We start from the raw sequence: 14,929 nt of genomic DNA on the forward strand, positions 1-14,929 counted from the left end.
AATCGGGCCACTTTGTTTGTGGAGCCCGTTATGCCGAATCTACGTCTCGCCGATTTGACCGCCGAAATCGAAGCCAACGTGCGCCGTGCGTTACTCGAGGACATCGGCAGCGGCGACATCACCGCGCAACTGATCCCGGCCGAACGCCTGGCCAAAGCCACCATCATCACCCGCGATGAGGCTGTCATTGCTGGCACCGCGTGGGTGGATGCGGTTTTCCGGCAATTGGACCCGCGGGTTGCCGTTCATTGGCAGGTGCGCGACGGCGAACGGGTGAAACCCAATCAGGTGCTATTCCATCTCGAAGGCCCGGCGCGCTCGCTGCTGACGGGTGAACGCAGTGCTCTTAATTTCCTGCAATTGCTGTCCGGCGTGGCCACTCGTGCGCAATACCTGGCCGATTTCGTCGCCGAAACCCAGGTGAAGTTGCTCGACACCCGCAAAACCCTGCCGGGGCTGCGCCTGGCTCAGAAATACGCCGTGACCTGCGGCGGTTGCCACAATCACCGCATCGGCCTGTATGACGCCTTTCTGATCAAGGAAAACCATATCGCCGCCTGCGGTGGCATTCCAGAGGCTATCGCAGCCGCGCACAAGATCGCCCCGGGCAAACCGGTGGAGATTGAAGTGGAGAGTCTGGAGGAGCTAAAAGAAGCCCTGGCGGCCGGTGCCGACATCATCATGCTCGATGAACTGAGCCTGGATGACATGCGCGAAGCCGTACGACTGAACGCCGGCAAGGCCAAACTGGAGGCTAGCGGCGGTATCAACGAAAGCACGTTGCTGCCAATCGCCGAAACCGGGGTGGATTATATTTCGATTGGTGCGATGACCAAGGATGTGAAGGCTGTAGACCTGTCGATGCGACTGAGTCTCTGATCACGCCTTTGATATAAAAAATGCCAGCCTGATGAAAGCTGGCATTTTTTTTAGACCACCAGATTATTCATCTCGCAGTACTCTTCCCACTCGACGCCCAATACCTCCGCCGCCTCCTTGTGCAGGGCCAGGCGCGCAGCCTCGAACTCTTCCGGGGTAGAGGTGTACTTGAGCGTCAGCTCCCACGGCTGCAAGCCCTGGGATTCAGCCTCATCCTCGAATGCCCACTGGATCTGGTCTTTCTGATCGTCGGCTGGCAAGTCCTTGATCTCTTCGGCCAACTGAGGCGACTCAAGCAGGTACTTTTTAAGTGCTTCTTCGTTTCTGGCTTCTTGGGTCAATTCTTTAACGGTCATGGCGTTCTCGCTGATCTGGGGAATGGAAGATGGATCTGGATCATCAAGGATCTCTCTGACGCAGAAAAACCGTTTGAAGCCCGGTTTGTCTGGCCTTCAGAACCATTCGGGATCATCTGAAAACTGCTGGGCGATGCTCATGCAGACAACGAATATAGGACGTTTTGTCGAGGATTCACACGGGTCTTTACATCTATTCCACAAAAAGCCACGAACATAAGGTGCAGGAGGCTTTGGAACATAAGTCGAAATCCCAAGTCGTAGCGATGTGCCATATCGGCACTTCACAAGGAACCCCAGTGATGCGCAGTTTTTCGAAGCTTTCGTCTGCCCAGCTTGCCACCGCTGCCCTGCTGCTTGGCAGCCTGACATTGGCCAGTGCCGCTCAAGCGGCTGTCGAAGTCACCTCTGACCCTTCGCTGTACTCCGACAAAATCTCCGCCCTCCACAATTCATTCGGTAAGGACACGCTCGTCAGAACCAGTGTCAGCATCGATGATCTGGAAAACCTGCAAAAAACCGTGAAGGCCAATGCCACCGAACTGGAAAGCCAGAAGCGCACCCTCAGCGAGCAGGCCCGTCAGATCGAAGAACTCAAACGCAACAGCGGTTCCAGCTCAAACTCCAGCAGCAAGGAGATTGACGATCTCAAGCGCACGGTCAACGAGCAGGAGCGCGATCTGAACAACCTTGGCAAACAAGTGGAAGAGCTAAAGCGCAACAGCGGCTCCAGCTCAAGCTCGAACAACAGCGAAATCTCCAGTCTCAAACGGGAGATCAGCGATCAGGATCGCGCGATGGATCAGCTCAAGCGCACCGTCGAGGACCTGAGCAGAAAGGTGAAGTGAAGAAGAGAATGGTGCCCGAGACAGGAATCGAACCTGCGACCTTCGCGTTACGAGTGCGCTGCTCTACCGGCTGAGCTACACGGGCTGTGGGCTAAACCTAGCACTGGCTTCGGGGTCCGGCAACTTGGCGCACCGCAAAATCAAAGATCGCAGCCTTCGGCAGCTCCTACATTGGGCTTGTGTAGGAGCTGCCGAAGGCTGCGATCTTTTGATCTTCCTGCACATAAAAAATGCCCCGTCGTTTTCACGGCGGGGCATTTTTATAACGCTGAAGCGGTCAGGCTAAGGGGGTGATTAAACGCCCGAAGCCTTGGCTGCTGCTACGTCTTTGATGGACAGCTTGATACGGCCGCGGTTGTCCACGTCCAGTACCAGTACTTCCACTTCCTGGCCTTCTTTCAGGATGTCGGTCACTTTCTCAACGCGAGCATCGCTCAGCATGGAGATGTGAACCAGACCGTCCTTGCCCGGCAGGATGTTGACGAATGCGCCGAAGTCGACGATGCGCTCAACCTTACCAACGTAGATCTTGCCGATCTCGGCTTCAGCGGTGATGCCCAGAACGCGCTGACGTGCTGCTTCAGCCGCTTCCTTGGTTTCGCCGAAGATCTTGATCGAACCGTCGTCTTCGATATCGATCGAAGCCTTGGTTTCTTCACAGATCGCACGAATGGTCGCGCCGCCTTTACCGATGACATCACGGATTTTGTCGGTGTCGATTTTCATCGCGATCATGGTCGGAGCGTTTTCCGACAGCTCGGTACGCGACTGGCCAATGATCTGGTTCATCTGACCGAGGATATTCAGGCGCGCTTCCAGGGCTTGGCCCAGAGCGATTTCCATGATTTCTTCGGTGATGCCCTTGATCTTGATGTCCATCTGCAGCGCGGTAACACCTTTGGCGGTACCCGCTACTTTGAAGTCCATGTCGCCGAGGTGATCTTCGTCGCCCAGGATGTCGGTCAGGACGGCAAATTTCTCGCCTTCTTTAACCAGACCCATGGCGATACCGGCAACCGGTGCCTTCATCGGAACGCCGGCATCCATCAGAGCCAGGGAAGCGCCGCAGACCGAAGCCATGGAGCTCGAACCGTTGGACTCGGTGATTTCCGACACAACACGAATGGTGTACGGGAACACGTCGGCAGCAGGCAGCATGGCCTGAACCGAACGACGGGCCAGACGGCCGTGACCGATTTCGCGACGACCAGCGCCACCCATGCGACCACACTCACCTACCGAGAACGGAGGGAAGTTGTAGTGCAGCATGAACGGGTCTTTTTTCTCGCCTTCCAGGGTGTCCAGCAGCTGTGCGTCACGGGCAGTACCCAGAGTCGCGACTACCAGGGCCTGGGTTTCGCCACGGGTGAACAGTGCCGAACCGTGGGTCTTCGGCAGAACACCGACTTCGATGTTCAGCGGACGTACGGTCTTGGTGTCGCGACCGTCGATACGTGGCTTGCCGTTAACGATGTTTTCGCGAACGGTGCGGTATTCGATTTCACCGAAAGCCGCTTTGACTTCAGCGGAAGTCGGCTGACCTTCTTCACCGGACAGGTTGGCAACAACCTGGTCTTTCAGCTCGCCCAGACGTGCATAACGGTCGGCTTTGACGGTGATGGTGTAAGCCTGGGAGATCGCTTCGCCGAACTCGGCGCGGATCGCGCCCAGCAGTGCGGTGGCTTCTGGCTGTGGAGCCCAGGTCCAGGTTGGCTTGGCAGCTTCAGCGGCCAGTTCCTTGACGGCGTTGATCACCACCTGGAACTCGTCGTGAGCAAACAGTACAGCGCCCAGCATCTGGTCTTCGGTCAGCTCTTTGGCTTCCGATTCAACCATCAACACGGCTTCCGAAGTACCGGCAACGACCATGTCCAGGCTCGAAGCTTTCAGCTGTTCGTAAGTCGGGTTCAGCAGGTAGCCGGTGCTTTCATGGAACGCAACGCGGGCAGCGCCGATCGGGCCATCGAAAGGAATGCCGGAGATGGCCAGGGCAGCCGAGGTACCGATCATCGCAGCGATGTCCGGATCGGTCTTTTTGCTGGTGGAAACGACGGTGCAGACAACCTGCACTTCGTTCATGAAGCCTTCTGGGAACAGCGGACGGATCGGACGGTCGATCAGTCGGGAAGTCAGGGTTTCTTTCTCGGAAGGACGGCCTTCACGCTTGAAGAAACCGCCAGGGATCTTACCGGCAGCGTAAGTCTTTTCCTGGTAGTGAACGGACAGAGGGAAGAAGCCCTTGCCTGGATCGGCTTGTTTGGCACCGACAACAGTCACCAATACGCTGACGTCGTCGTCAACGGTGACCAATACTGCGCCGGAGGCCTGACGGGCGATACGGCCAGTCTCGAGGGTAACGGTCGACTGACCGAACTGGAATTTTTTGATTACCGGGTTCACGGTGTCCTACCTTCTTTTGTGGCTCTTGGGGAACTTGTCTTCTTGCGAAATTCTTGGGCAATGTCGGGAATCGGCCCAACGCCTGTCCAGGGTAAAACGTATATCCAGATAAAACTTGAGGCTGGGAGCCTGCCATGCGCCAGCGGGAAACCCACTGACGCACGACAGACAACCAACCTCTAGCGCAATCGCTTATTAGCGACGCAGACCCAGGCGACCGATCAGAGCCTGATAACGACCCAGATCCTTGCCTTTCAGGTAGTCCAGCAGCTTACGGCGCTGGTTTACCATGCGGATCAGACCACGACGGGAGTGGTGATCTTTACCGTTGGCCTTGAAGTGACCTTGCAGTTTGTTGATGTTGTGGGTCAGCAGTGCAACTTGCACTTCTGGCGAACCAGTGTCACCAACAGCTTGCTGGTAGTCAGCTACGATTTGAGCTTTTTCTTGAACGTCGAGAGCCATGAGGCAATCCTTTTATCAGGAAACTGTTTCAAAGAAACAGCTTCAACAGGCCAGGGACAAATCCCTGTATCTAAAAATGAGTAGTGACCGTGCCTGTTAACAGCCACACTCGTTCGGTCATTCTGACCGAATCAGTCGACGCGGCGCGATGCGCCCGTCTTCGCTCACTTCACCGATACCGATGAAGCGACCGTTGTGATCCTGTACCCGTACCATGCCGAATTTCGGTGCATCCGGGGCGCGTACCGGTTGGCCGTTAAGCCAGTAGAACGCGCTGTGCTCCGAGAAATGCAACAGTGGCCAGTCCAGCAGGCCGCTGTCCGATGGCATCAGGAAGCGGTCGACCGCTTCGTTGCCGCCTTCGGCATGTACCGCTTCAAGCTCTTCCAGAGTGACGGTCTGTGCAAGCGTGAAAGGCCCGGCCTGGGTACGTCGCAATTCAGCCACGTAAGCGCCACAACCGAGTTGCTCACCGATATCCTCCACCAGGGTGCGGATATAGGTGCCTTTGCTGCAATCCACCGCAAGCCGCGCAGTATCACCCTCGAAGGCCAGTAATTCCAAGCGCGCAATAGTAACAGAACGCGGTTCGCGCTCCACTACTTCGCCTGCACGGGCCAGCTTGTACAGTGGCTGGCCATCACGCTTGAGCGCCGAGTACATCGGCGGTATCTGACTGATTTGCCCACGAAATTTCGGCAGCACAGCTTCGATATCGGCGCGACCAACGGTCACCGGGCGCTCCAGCAAAACTTCACCTTCGGCATCGGCCGTGGTGGTGGTCTTGCCCAGTTGCGCCAGGGTTTCATAACCCTTGTCGGAATCGAGCAGGTATTGCGAGAACTTGGTGGCCTCACCGAAGCACAACGGCAGCACGCCGGTGGCCAGCGGATCAAGACTGCCGGTGTGCCCGGCCTTCTCGGCATTGAGCAACCAGCGGACCTTCTGCAATGCCGCGTTGGAGGTGAACCCCAGCGGCTTGTCGAGCAAGATGATGCCGCTGACGTTACGACGGATACGTTTGACCTGAGCCACCGATTACTCCTTGGCGTCTTCGGGTTCAGCCGCTACCGGGTGCTGATTGTCTTCAGCCACCGCACGCTCGATCAGGGCCGACAGGTGCGCGCCACGCACGACGCTTTCGTCGTAATGGAAGTGCAACTGCGGAACGCTGCGCAACTTCATTTCGCGAGCCAACTGCATACGCAGGAAACCGGCGGCGGAGTTGAGCACCTTGATGCTTTGCGCGATGTCTTCAGCGCTGTCCTGGCCCATCACGGTGATGAAGATCTTGGCGTGACCGACGTCACGGCTGACTTCAACAGCGGTAATGGTGACAAGGCCGACGCGCGGGTCTTTGACTTCACGACGGATCAGCTGTGCCAGCTCACGCTGCATCTGATCGCCGATACGTTGGGTACGGCTGTATTCTTTTGCCATGTCTTGTTACCTGTTACTGCCCCACGGTGAAACCCGAGGGGTCTGAAAGCGGCAAACGCCCGGCCTGACAAAAGCCAGACCGGGCGTTGCGTTTAGAGTCCGGACGTTGCGCCGCGCATCTGCATGCGGCGGCTCATCGTGGCCCTTGAAGTACGCGAGTTAGAGGCTGCGAGCAACCTGCACCTTCTCGAAGACTTCGATCTTGTCGCCGACTTTGACGTCGTTGTAGCTCTTCACGCCGATACCGCATTCCATGCCGGCACGTACTTCGGAAGCGTCATCCTTGAAGCGGCGCAGGGATTCCAGCTCGCCTTCGAAGATAACGATGTCTTCACGCAGTACACGGATTGGACGGTTACGGTGAACAACACCTTCGATAACCATGCAACCGGCGATCGCGCCAAACTTCGGCGAACGGAACACGTCACGCACTTCAGCGGTACCCAGGATGTTCTCGCGAACATCGCTGCCCAGCATACCGGTGAGGGCTTTCTTGACGTCTTCGATGATGTCGTAGATCACGTTGTAGTAACGCATATCCAGACCTTCCTGCTCGACGATCTTGCGAGCGCCGGCATCGGCACGCACGTTGAAGCCGAACAGTACAGCGTTGGAGGCCAGTGCCAGGTTGGCGTCGGATTCGGTGATACCACCGACACCGCCACCGACCACACGCACTTGCACTTCGTCGTTACCCAGGCCGTTCAAGGCACCGTTCAACGCTTCCAGCGAACCACGGACGTCGGATTTGAGGACGATGTTGAGCGTCTTCTTCTCTTCCTGACCCATGTTCTCGAAGATATTTTCAAGCTTGCCGGCGTGAGCACGGGCCAGCTTGACTTCGCGGAACTTGCCTTGACGGAACAGAGCCACTTCACGGGCTTTCTTCTCGTCGGCAACAACACTCATCTCGTCGCCAGCGTCCGGGGTACCGTCCAGGCCGAGAATCTCGACAGGGATGGAAGGACCGGCTTCCTTGATTGGCTTGCCGTTCTCGTCGAGCATGGCGCGAACGCGGCCATAGTTCGAACCGACCAGCACCATGTCGCCTTGGCGCAGGGTACCGTCTTGAACCAGAACGGTTGCAACCGGGCCACGACCTTTGTCGAGACGCGATTCAACCACAACGCCACGGCCAGGAGCCGAAGGGGTCGCTTTCAGTTCGAGAACTTCAGCTTGCAGCAGAACAGCTTCGAGCAACTCGTCTACGCCAGTACCGACTTTCGCCGAAACCGATACGAACGGGGTGTCGCCGCCCCACTCTTCCGAGGTCACGCCGTGAACCGACAGTTCGCTACGGATGCGATCGAGATCGGCGCCCGGCTTGTCGATTTTGTTCACTGCAACAACCAGCGGAACACCAGCAGCCTTGGCGTGCTGAACGGCTTCAACGGTCTGCGGCATTACGCCGTCGTCCGCTGCAACCACCAGGATCACGATGTCGGTCGCCTTGGCACCACGGGCACGCATGGCGGTAAACGCGGCGTGACCAGGGGTGTCGAGGAAGGTGACCATGCCGCGTTCGGTTTCAACGTGGTACGCACCGATGTGCTGAGTGATACCGCCGGCTTCGCCAGCAGCTACCTTGGCACGACGGATGTAGTCGAGCAGCGAGGTCTTACCGTGGTCAACGTGGCCCATTACGGTCACGACCGGTGCACGGGAGAACGCTTCACCTTCAAACTTCAGGGACTCGGCCAGGGAATCTTCCAGGGCGGTGTCGCTGACCAGGGTCACTTTGTGGCCCAGCTCTTCGGCAACCAGTTGGGCAGTTTCCTGATCCAGTACCTGGTTGATCGTCGCTGGAGTACCCAGTTTGAACATGAACTTGATGATTTCAGCAGCCTTGACCGACATCTGCTGGGCGAGATCGCCAACAGTGATGGTCTCGCCGATCTTCACTTCGCGCACAACAGGGCCGGTTGGGCTCTGGAAACCGTGGGCGTTGCGCTTCTTCAGCTTGGCCTTGCCGCGACCACCACGACGGAAGCCATCGCTTTCTTCGTCGGTAGTACGTGGCGCAACACGTGGAGCAGGCGCTTTTTCCTTGACCGAAGCACGATGCGGAGCGTTTTTGCGCTCGCCATCGCCACTGCCACGACGATTGCTATCGTCGGCACGTGGTTTGTCCGGACGACGCTGTTCGTCGCGTTTGCGAGTATCGGCCGCAGGTGCTGGTGCAGCTGCAACAACCGGTGCGCTTTCACGCACTGGTTCGGCGACTGCAGCAGGCGCTGCAACGGCGTCGTTAGTAGCGGTTTGCGCAGCAGCAGGCTGGCGACGCGCTTCTTCTTCGGCGCGACGCTTGGCTTCTTCTTCAGCCTTCTGACGTGCAGCATTTTCTACTGCGCGGCGTTCTTCCAGTTCGCGTTTGCGCTCGGCTTCGATTTCTTCCGGGCTGCGTTGTACGAAGACTTTCTTCTTGCGTACTTCAACGCTGATGCTCTTGCTACCAGCAACACGCAGGGTGCTGGTGGTTTTGCGCTGCAATGTAATCTTGCGCGGTTCTTCCACTTTCGCCTTGTGGCTGCTCTTCAAGTGAGTCAGCAAAGACTGCTTCTCACTATCGCTCACACCTTCATCGGCGGCGGTGTGCGGCAGACCTGCCTCACGCATCTGCTGCAACAGGCGCTCTACCGGTGTTTTGACCTCATCGGCCAGTTGTTTCACCGTGACTTGCGTCATGCACTTCTCTCCTCAGGCCGCGCCTAATTACTCGAACCAATGGGCTCGGGCGGCCATGATCAACTTGCCGGCACGATCATCGTCAATGCCGTCGATGTCGAGCAGGTCGTCAATAGACTGCTCGGCCAGGTCTTCGCGGGTAATTACGCCGCGCACCGCCAGTTCCATCGCCAAATCCTTGTCCATACCCTCAAGCGAGAGCAGGTCTTCGGCCGGATGGGCGTCTGCCAGCTTTTCCTCAGTAGCGATGGCTTTAGTCAACAAACGATCCTTGGCGCGAGCGCGAAGCTCGTTGACGGTTTCTTCGTCAAAGCCGTCGATGTTGAGCATTTCTTCCAACGGTACGTAGGCAATCTCTTCCAGGCTGGTAAAGCCTTCATCTACCAGCACCTGTGCCAGGTCTTCGTCGACTTCCAGCTCGTCGATGAAGTTGCGCAGGATGTCGCCGGTTTCTGCTTGCTGCTTAGCCTGGATGTCCGATTCGGTCATCACGTTCAGGGTCCAGCCAGTCAACTGGCTAGCCAGACGCACGTTCTGACCACCACGACCGATGGCCTGAGCAAGATTGTCTGCGCCAACGGCGATGTCCATTGCATGGGCATCTTCGTCAACGATAATTGCCGCCACTTCAGCCGGCGACATTGCATTGATCACGAACTGAGCCGGGTTATCGTCCCACAGGACGATATCCACACGCTCACCGCCCAATTCGCCCGACACTGCCTGGACGCGCGAACCGCGCATACCGATGCAAGCGCCTTGCGGATCAATACGTTTGTCTTTGGAGCGGACCGCGATCTTGGCGCGCGAACCCGGGTCGCGGGACGCAGCCATTACTTCGATCAGGCCTTCAGCGATTTCCGGCACTTCGATGCGGAACAACTCGATCAGCATTTCCGGCGCAGTACGCGACAGGATCAGCTGAGGGCCGCGGTTCTCGGTGCGGATTTCCTTGAGCAGCGCACGCAGACGCACGCCAACCCGGAAGGTTTCGCGAGAAATGATGTCTTCACGGGCCAGCAACGCTTCAGCGTTATTGCCCAGATCGACGATCACGTTGTCACGGGTGACTTTCTTCACGGTGCCGGAGATGATTTCTCCCAGGCGCTCGCGATAGGCGTCAACGACTTGAGCACGCTCGGCTTCGCGAACTTTCTGCACGATGACCTGCTTGGCGGTCTGTGCAGCAATGCGGCCGAACTCGATGGATTCGATCTTTTCTTCGACAACATCGCCGACCTTGGCACCAGGATGCGTTTCTGCAACCTTGCTCGGCCAGGTTTCGATGGCCGGATCGTCCAGGTCTGCTTCTTCGACGACCGTCCAGCGACGGAATGTCTCGTAAGCACCGGTGTGGCGATTGATTTCCACACGCAGATCGACTTCGTCCTCAAAACGCTTTTTGGTAGCAGTGGCCAGGGCCAGCTCCAGCGCTTCAAAAATTACGTTTGCCGGTACGCCCTTTTCATTGGATACCGACTCAACAACCAGCAGTACTTCTTTGCTCATCGTACGCCTCGCCTTTCGCAAGCCATTGGATCCGCGGGATCCGCGTCTCAGTCAAAACTGGGAATAATGTTGGCCTTGTCGATCATATCGATCGGCAACAGGAACTCATGGTCTTCAACCTGCACCACGACGTCCTGCTCTTCTACACCGCGCAGAAGGCCCTGAAAGTTGCGCCGACCTTCAAAAGGCGAGCGCAGCTTGATCTTCACTTGTTCACCGGCAAATTTTGCAAACTGCTCAATAGTGAACAGTGGGCGTTCCATGCCAGGCGAGGAAACTTCAAGGGTGTATTCAACGGCGATCGGATCTTCAACATCCAGTACACCACTGATCTGACGGCTGACGATGGCACAATCGTCCACCAGCACGCCGCCCTCTTTATCAATATAAACGCGCAACATTGAGTGGCGACCTTGAGCCGAAAACTCAATACCCCAGCATTCATAGCCTAGGGCCACGACCACCGGGGCCAGCAAGGCCTGCAACTCTTCTAGCTTGCTCGACACCTGAACCCCCTCGTGCATGTATGTGCATGCTGTGCAAAATAAAAAAATGGGCGAAACGCCCATCCTTGATACGCCGTTGAACAGCGGCGTTGAAAGTGTCCAGCTAACAAAAAGCCCCTTAAAAGGGGCTCCTTAAACTGGTTGCGGGGGCCGGATTTGAACCGACGACCTTCGGGTTATGAGCCCGACGAGCTACCAGACTGCTCCACCCCGCGACAAAGCTGGGGCGGAAGTATACGACCGATCCCTGACAGGGTCAATGTAACCTTCCACCTACAAGAAAGCCCGCAACAGCGGGCTCTCCTGATAATTGGTACCGAGAAGGGGACTCGAACCCCTACACCCTATGGGCACAACCACCTCAAGGTTGCGTGTCTACCAATTCCACCACCTCGGCAATACTACGTTTGAAACCCTTCTTACTTCTGCTCTTGAGCTGGAGGTACGTCAGTCGCTGGAGTAGCCGACTTTTGCTCTTGAAGCACCGGTACATCATCAGAAGCCGGTTGTTGCTTTGGAACTTCCAACACTGCTGGGTTTGGCAAACCTACTTGAGTCAGCTGCTGAGCCTTCTCTTTAGCAAAGTAACCTAACCCCAAGCTGGTTATGAAGAAACCGGCGGCAAGTATAGCAGTAAACTTACTAAGAAAGGTAGAGGAACCTTGGCTTCCGAACACAGTATTTGAAGCACCTGCTCCGAAAGACGCGCCAGCATCCGCACCTTTACCCTGCTGCAGCAAAACCAGAGCAACTACGCCCAATGCACCCAGCAGATGAAAAACGACTACGACTGTTTCCAGCATTTTTTCAGTTTCCCGCGGCGCGACAAATCGCACCGAACTCATCTGCATTCAGGGAAGCTCCACCAATGAGCCCCCCATCGATATCCGGCATGCCGAACAGTTCGACCGCATTGGCCGCCTTCACGCTGCCGCCGTATAGAAGCCGCACACCTTGCGCGACTTCAGAATTCTCTGCCGCCAACTGAGCGCGAATGGCTGCGTGCACATCCTGCGCCTGTTGCGGCGAAGCAGTCAGCCCGGTGCCAATGGCCCAGACCGGCTCGTAAGCGATTACTGCCTTTGCAAAGACACCTGCACCCAGCTCCTCAATGATACTGCCAAGCTGACGCCCGACAACCTCAAGAGTTTTTCCAGCTTCGCGCTCTTCGAGGGTCTCCCCGACACACAACACCGGAATCAAGCCACATGCCTGCGCCGCTGCGAACTTGCGAATCAGCATTCCATCCTGCTCGCCCATTATCTGGCGGCGCTCGGAGTGCCCGACAAGCACCAGGGAACAACCTGCATCCACCAACTGACTCGGCGCAATTTCACCGGTCAACGCACCTTGCATGGATTCCACCGCAGAATTTTGCGCGCCGACCGAAATCGACTTGCCTTTCAAGCCATCAATCACTTGATTGATATGCAAGCAAGGCGGGAATACCGCGACATCAACACCGCTTGGCAAGGCCAGATGACTAAGGCCATTGATCAGCTCAGCGACGCTGGCGCGGGTACCGTGCATCTTCCAGTTACCAGCTACCATAGGGCGACGCATGCTGTACCTCGTCGGTCAAAGTGGGCGCAGATGTTACCCAACACAATCATGGCTGGCAAGCCGAAATCAGGCAGAAACTTCAGTTACCAGTTTTGCGAGCTCTTCGGCGTAACCGCGAACCTGCGTTTCGTCCTCGCCCTCGACCATGACCCGCACCAGCGGCTCTGTCCCGGACTTGCGCAACAGCACGCGCCCACGACCGGCCATCGCGTGAGTAACACGGTCGCTGGCCTCCTTGACGGTCGGATGTTCGATTGGATTCGCACCACCGCCAAACCGGACATTGATCAGCACCTGAGGACACTTGCGCAACGCCTGACGGGACTGAGCCAGGCCTTCTGCGCGCCTCTTCAGGGCCATCAACACCTGCAACGCGGCAATAATTGCATCACCCGTAGTGGTGTGACTGAAGCAGACAATGTGCCCCGAGTTTTCCCCGCCCACCTGCCAATCGCGCTCCAGCAACTCGGAAATCACGTAACGGTCGCCAACGTTGGCGCGCACAAAAGGAATCGCCAGATCCGCCAGGGCCAACTCCAGCCCCAGGTTACTCATCAGCGTACCGACCACACCGCCCTGCAACTTGCCGCGCTCTTGCAGATCGCGAGCAATGATAAACAACAACTCATCGCCGTCGACGACAGTGCCAGTGTGATCGACCATCTGGACCCGGTCACCATCACCGTCAAAGGCAATACCCAAATCGGCGTGCTCGGCCAATACGGCAGCTTGCAGCGGCTCCATATGGGTCGAACCGCAATTTTCATTGATGTTCAGGCCATTAGGATGAGCAGAAAGCACAACGACATCGGCTCCCAGCTCACGGAACACACTAGGCGCCACTTTATAAGTCGCACCGTGGGCACAGTCGATCACGATCTTCAGCCCAGCGAAACTGGTACCGGTCGGAACGCTGCTCTTGCAGAATTCGATATAACGGCCCGAGGCATCGTTGATTCGCGATACTTTGCCGATCTTGCTCGACTCAACCACGGTCATCGGGGTGTCGAGCAACTCTTCGATCATCAGCTCGACTTCATCCGGAAGCTTGGTGCCCTTCCCGGAGAAAAACTTGATGCCGTTGTCGTCATGAGGGTTGTGCGAAGCGCTGATCACGATGCCGGCTTCGGCATGAAAGGTACGTGTCAGATAGGCGATGGCCGGCGTCGGCATCGGCCCCAGGAGCATCACATCAGCACCTGCCGAGGTCAGCCCGGCCTCAAGCGCCGATTCGAACATGTAACCGGAGATCCGGGTGTCCTTGCCCACGAGCACCTTGCAGGCACCCATGCTGCGAAATGCCATGCCTGCCGCCCAGCCAAGCTTGAGCATGAAATCAGGAGTAATCGGGTATTCACCGACCCGACCACGAATGCCGTCGGTGCCAAAGTATTTTTTGCTCATAAGTACTCCATCATTCTTATTCGGCTGATTCTACGGCGGCGATCATCCGCACCACATCGACGGTTTCAGCCACATCATGGACGCGCAATATACGCGCCCCCTTGATTGAAGCCAGTGCCGCGAGCGCTAAACCGCCATGCAGGCGCTCCCCCACCGGCCGATTCAAGGCATGCCCGATCATGCTCTTTCGCGAAACCCCGACCAACAGGGGCCGCCCCAAGGCATGCAAGGCCTCCATATGCTTAAACAAGCTCAAGTTGTGCTGCAAGGTTTTCGCGAAGCCGAAGCCCGGATCGAGGATGATCCGCTCGGCAGGGATACCTACCAACGCACACTGGAGCATCCGCTCGGCGAGAAACTCGCCAACCTCTTTCGTCACATCCTGGTACTGCGGATTGTCCTGCATGTCGCCCGGCTCACCGAGCATATGCATCAGACACACCGGCAAACCGGTGGCTGCAGCTGCATCCAGGGCTCCGTCTCGGCGTAACGAACGCACATCATTGATCAAACCCGCCCCCAGCCTTGCGGTTTCACGCATAACTGCCGGTGTGGAGGTATCGACCGAAATGATCACATCGAGTTCACGACTGATGCGCTCAACGATAGGCGCTACACGCTCGAGCTCTTCAAGCGGTGAAACCGCCCTGGCACCGGGCCGGGTCGATTCGCCACCAACGTCGATCAGCGTCGCGCCAGCCGCCACCATCGCCTCGGCGTGGCGCAGCGCCGCATCCAGCTGACTGTATCGGCCGCCATCGGAAAAGGAGTCGGGAGTGACATTGAGAATGCCCATGACATGCGTCTGGGCCAAATCAAGAACCCGGCTGCCGCAAGGCAGCCGGGTCGAGGACTGAACGGAAGTCATTTCAAA

General features: G+C 57.2%; 14 protein-coding genes and 3 tRNA genes. 2 read left to right on the forward strand and 15 right to left on the reverse strand.

What is annotated here, in order from left to right; all coding sequences use genetic code 11:
• Positions 1-30: 30 nt before the first annotated feature.
• A complete protein-coding gene (nadC, locus tag JFU11_RS20645) occupies positions 31-879 on the forward strand; it encodes a carboxylating nicotinate-nucleotide diphosphorylase (RefSeq protein ID WP_123721309.1) in 849 nt (282 codons plus the stop codon).
• Positions 880-929: 50 nt separating this feature from the next.
• Here nadC and JFU11_RS20650 read toward each other — a convergent pair whose 3' ends face one another.
• Complete coding sequence (locus tag JFU11_RS20650; protein WP_007900453.1) at positions 930-1,235, reverse strand: DUF6388 family protein; 306 nt, start codon at positions 1,233-1,235, stop codon at positions 930-932.
• A 302-nt stretch (positions 1,236-1,537) separates the two neighbouring features.
• Here JFU11_RS20650 and JFU11_RS20655 point away from each other — a divergent pair, with 302 nt between their 5' ends.
• Positions 1,538-2,083 carry a hypothetical protein gene (locus JFU11_RS20655; RefSeq protein ID WP_201061973.1) on the forward strand — a complete coding sequence of 182 codons (546 nt, stop codon included), beginning with the start codon at positions 1,538-1,540 and terminating at the stop codon, positions 2,081-2,083.
• Positions 2,084-2,092: 9 nt separating this feature from the next.
• On the opposite strand, the gene JFU11_RS20660 is transcribed toward JFU11_RS20655, so the two are convergent.
• From JFU11_RS20660 to folP, 14 genes are all read right to left on the reverse strand, one after another.
• Positions 2,093-2,168: transfer RNA gene (locus JFU11_RS20660), tRNA-Thr, on the reverse strand.
• Between the two features lie 209 nt (positions 2,169-2,377).
• Positions 2,378-4,483: a polyribonucleotide nucleotidyltransferase gene (pnp, locus tag JFU11_RS20665; protein ID WP_052965657.1), complete on the reverse strand. Its 2,106-nt coding sequence runs from the start codon at positions 4,481-4,483 to the stop codon at positions 2,378-2,380.
• Positions 4,484-4,678: 195 nt separating this feature from the next.
• Positions 4,679-4,948: a 30S ribosomal protein S15 gene (gene rpsO, locus JFU11_RS20670; protein ID WP_003176135.1), complete on the reverse strand. Its 270-nt coding sequence runs from the start codon at positions 4,946-4,948 to the stop codon at positions 4,679-4,681.
• Positions 4,949-5,065: 117 nt separating this feature from the next.
• Positions 5,066-5,983, reverse strand: a complete 918-nt coding sequence (truB, locus tag JFU11_RS20675; protein WP_007900465.1) for a tRNA pseudouridine(55) synthase TruB — start codon at positions 5,981-5,983, stop codon at positions 5,066-5,068.
• 3 nt (positions 5,984-5,986) lie between these two features.
• Positions 5,987-6,388, reverse strand: a complete 402-nt coding sequence (gene rbfA / locus JFU11_RS20680) for a 30S ribosome-binding factor RbfA (protein ID WP_030128077.1) — start codon at positions 6,386-6,388, stop codon at positions 5,987-5,989.
• A gap of 159 nt (positions 6,389-6,547) precedes the next feature.
• On the reverse strand, positions 6,548-9,073 hold the full coding sequence (gene infB, locus JFU11_RS20685; protein ID WP_007900470.1) for a translation initiation factor IF-2: 2,526 nt from the start codon (positions 9,071-9,073) through the stop codon (positions 6,548-6,550).
• Positions 9,074-9,100: 27 nt separating this feature from the next.
• A complete protein-coding gene (nusA, locus tag JFU11_RS20690; protein ID WP_007900474.1) occupies positions 9,101-10,582 on the reverse strand; it encodes a transcription termination factor NusA in 1,482 nt (493 codons plus the stop codon).
• 47 nt (positions 10,583-10,629) lie between these two features.
• Positions 10,630-11,088, reverse strand: a complete 459-nt coding sequence (gene rimP, locus JFU11_RS20695) for a ribosome maturation factor RimP (RefSeq protein WP_010463487.1) — start codon at positions 11,086-11,088, stop codon at positions 10,630-10,632.
• A 138-nt stretch (positions 11,089-11,226) separates the two neighbouring features.
• Positions 11,227-11,303 (reverse strand) — tRNA-Met (locus JFU11_RS20700).
• 96 nt (positions 11,304-11,399) lie between these two features.
• Positions 11,400-11,485: transfer RNA gene (locus tag JFU11_RS20705), tRNA-Leu, on the reverse strand.
• A 22-nt stretch (positions 11,486-11,507) separates the two neighbouring features.
• Positions 11,508-11,891 (reverse strand): preprotein translocase subunit SecG, encoded by a 384-nt coding sequence (secG, locus tag JFU11_RS20710; protein ID WP_010463489.1) that lies wholly within the window; start codon positions 11,889-11,891, stop codon positions 11,508-11,510.
• A 4-nt stretch (positions 11,892-11,895) separates the two neighbouring features.
• Positions 11,896-12,651, reverse strand: a complete 756-nt coding sequence (gene tpiA / locus JFU11_RS20715; protein WP_123721311.1) for a triose-phosphate isomerase — start codon at positions 12,649-12,651, stop codon at positions 11,896-11,898.
• Between the two features lie 66 nt (positions 12,652-12,717).
• Complete coding sequence (gene glmM / locus JFU11_RS20720; RefSeq protein WP_201061974.1) at positions 12,718-14,055, reverse strand: phosphoglucosamine mutase; 1,338 nt, start codon at positions 14,053-14,055, stop codon at positions 12,718-12,720.
• A gap of 16 nt (positions 14,056-14,071) precedes the next feature.
• The gene (gene folP / locus JFU11_RS20725) at positions 14,072-14,923 is read right to left on the reverse strand and encodes a dihydropteroate synthase (RefSeq protein WP_201061975.1); all 852 of its coding nucleotides are present in this window, start codon (positions 14,921-14,923) and stop codon (positions 14,072-14,074) included.
• Between the last annotated feature and the right edge of the window lie 6 nt (positions 14,924-14,929).

The sequence above is a fragment of the Pseudomonas sp. TH37 genome (genome assembly GCF_016650735.1).
GTDB classification, from domain to species: domain Bacteria; phylum Pseudomonadota; class Gammaproteobacteria; order Pseudomonadales; family Pseudomonadaceae; genus Aquipseudomonas; species Aquipseudomonas farris.

Bases quoted from the DNA above. Each gene is read 5' to 3' on its own strand.
- nadC (WP_123721309.1), top strand. From the start codon at position 31: ATGCCGAATCTACGTCTCGCCGATTTGACCGCCGAAATCGAAGCCAAC.
- JFU11_RS20650 (WP_007900453.1), bottom strand. From the start codon at position 1,235: ATGACCGTTAAAGAATTGACCCAAGAAGCCAGAAACGAAGAAGCACTT.
- JFU11_RS20655 (WP_201061973.1), top strand. From the start codon at position 1,538: ATGCGCAGTTTTTCGAAGCTTTCGTCTGCCCAGCTTGCCACCGCTGCC.
- rpsO (WP_003176135.1), bottom strand. From the start codon at position 4,948: ATGGCTCTCGACGTTCAAGAAAAAGCTCAAATCGTAGCTGACTACCAG.
- rbfA (WP_030128077.1), bottom strand. From the start codon at position 6,388: ATGGCAAAAGAATACAGCCGTACCCAACGTATCGGCGATCAGATGCAG.
- infB (WP_007900470.1), bottom strand. From the start codon at position 9,073: ATGACGCAAGTCACGGTGAAACAACTGGCCGATGAGGTCAAAACACCG.
- nusA (WP_007900474.1), bottom strand. From the start codon at position 10,582: ATGAGCAAAGAAGTACTGCTGGTTGTTGAGTCGGTATCCAATGAAAAG.
- secG (WP_010463489.1), bottom strand. From the start codon at position 11,891: ATGCTGGAAACAGTCGTAGTCGTTTTTCATCTGCTGGGTGCATTGGGC.
- tpiA (WP_123721311.1), bottom strand. From the start codon at position 12,651: ATGCGTCGCCCTATGGTAGCTGGTAACTGGAAGATGCACGGTACCCGC.
- glmM (WP_201061974.1), bottom strand. From the start codon at position 14,055: ATGAGCAAAAAATACTTTGGCACCGACGGCATTCGTGGTCGGGTCGGT.
- folP (WP_201061975.1), bottom strand. From the start codon at position 14,923: ATGACTTCCGTTCAGTCCTCGACCCGGCTGCCTTGCGGCAGCCGGGTT.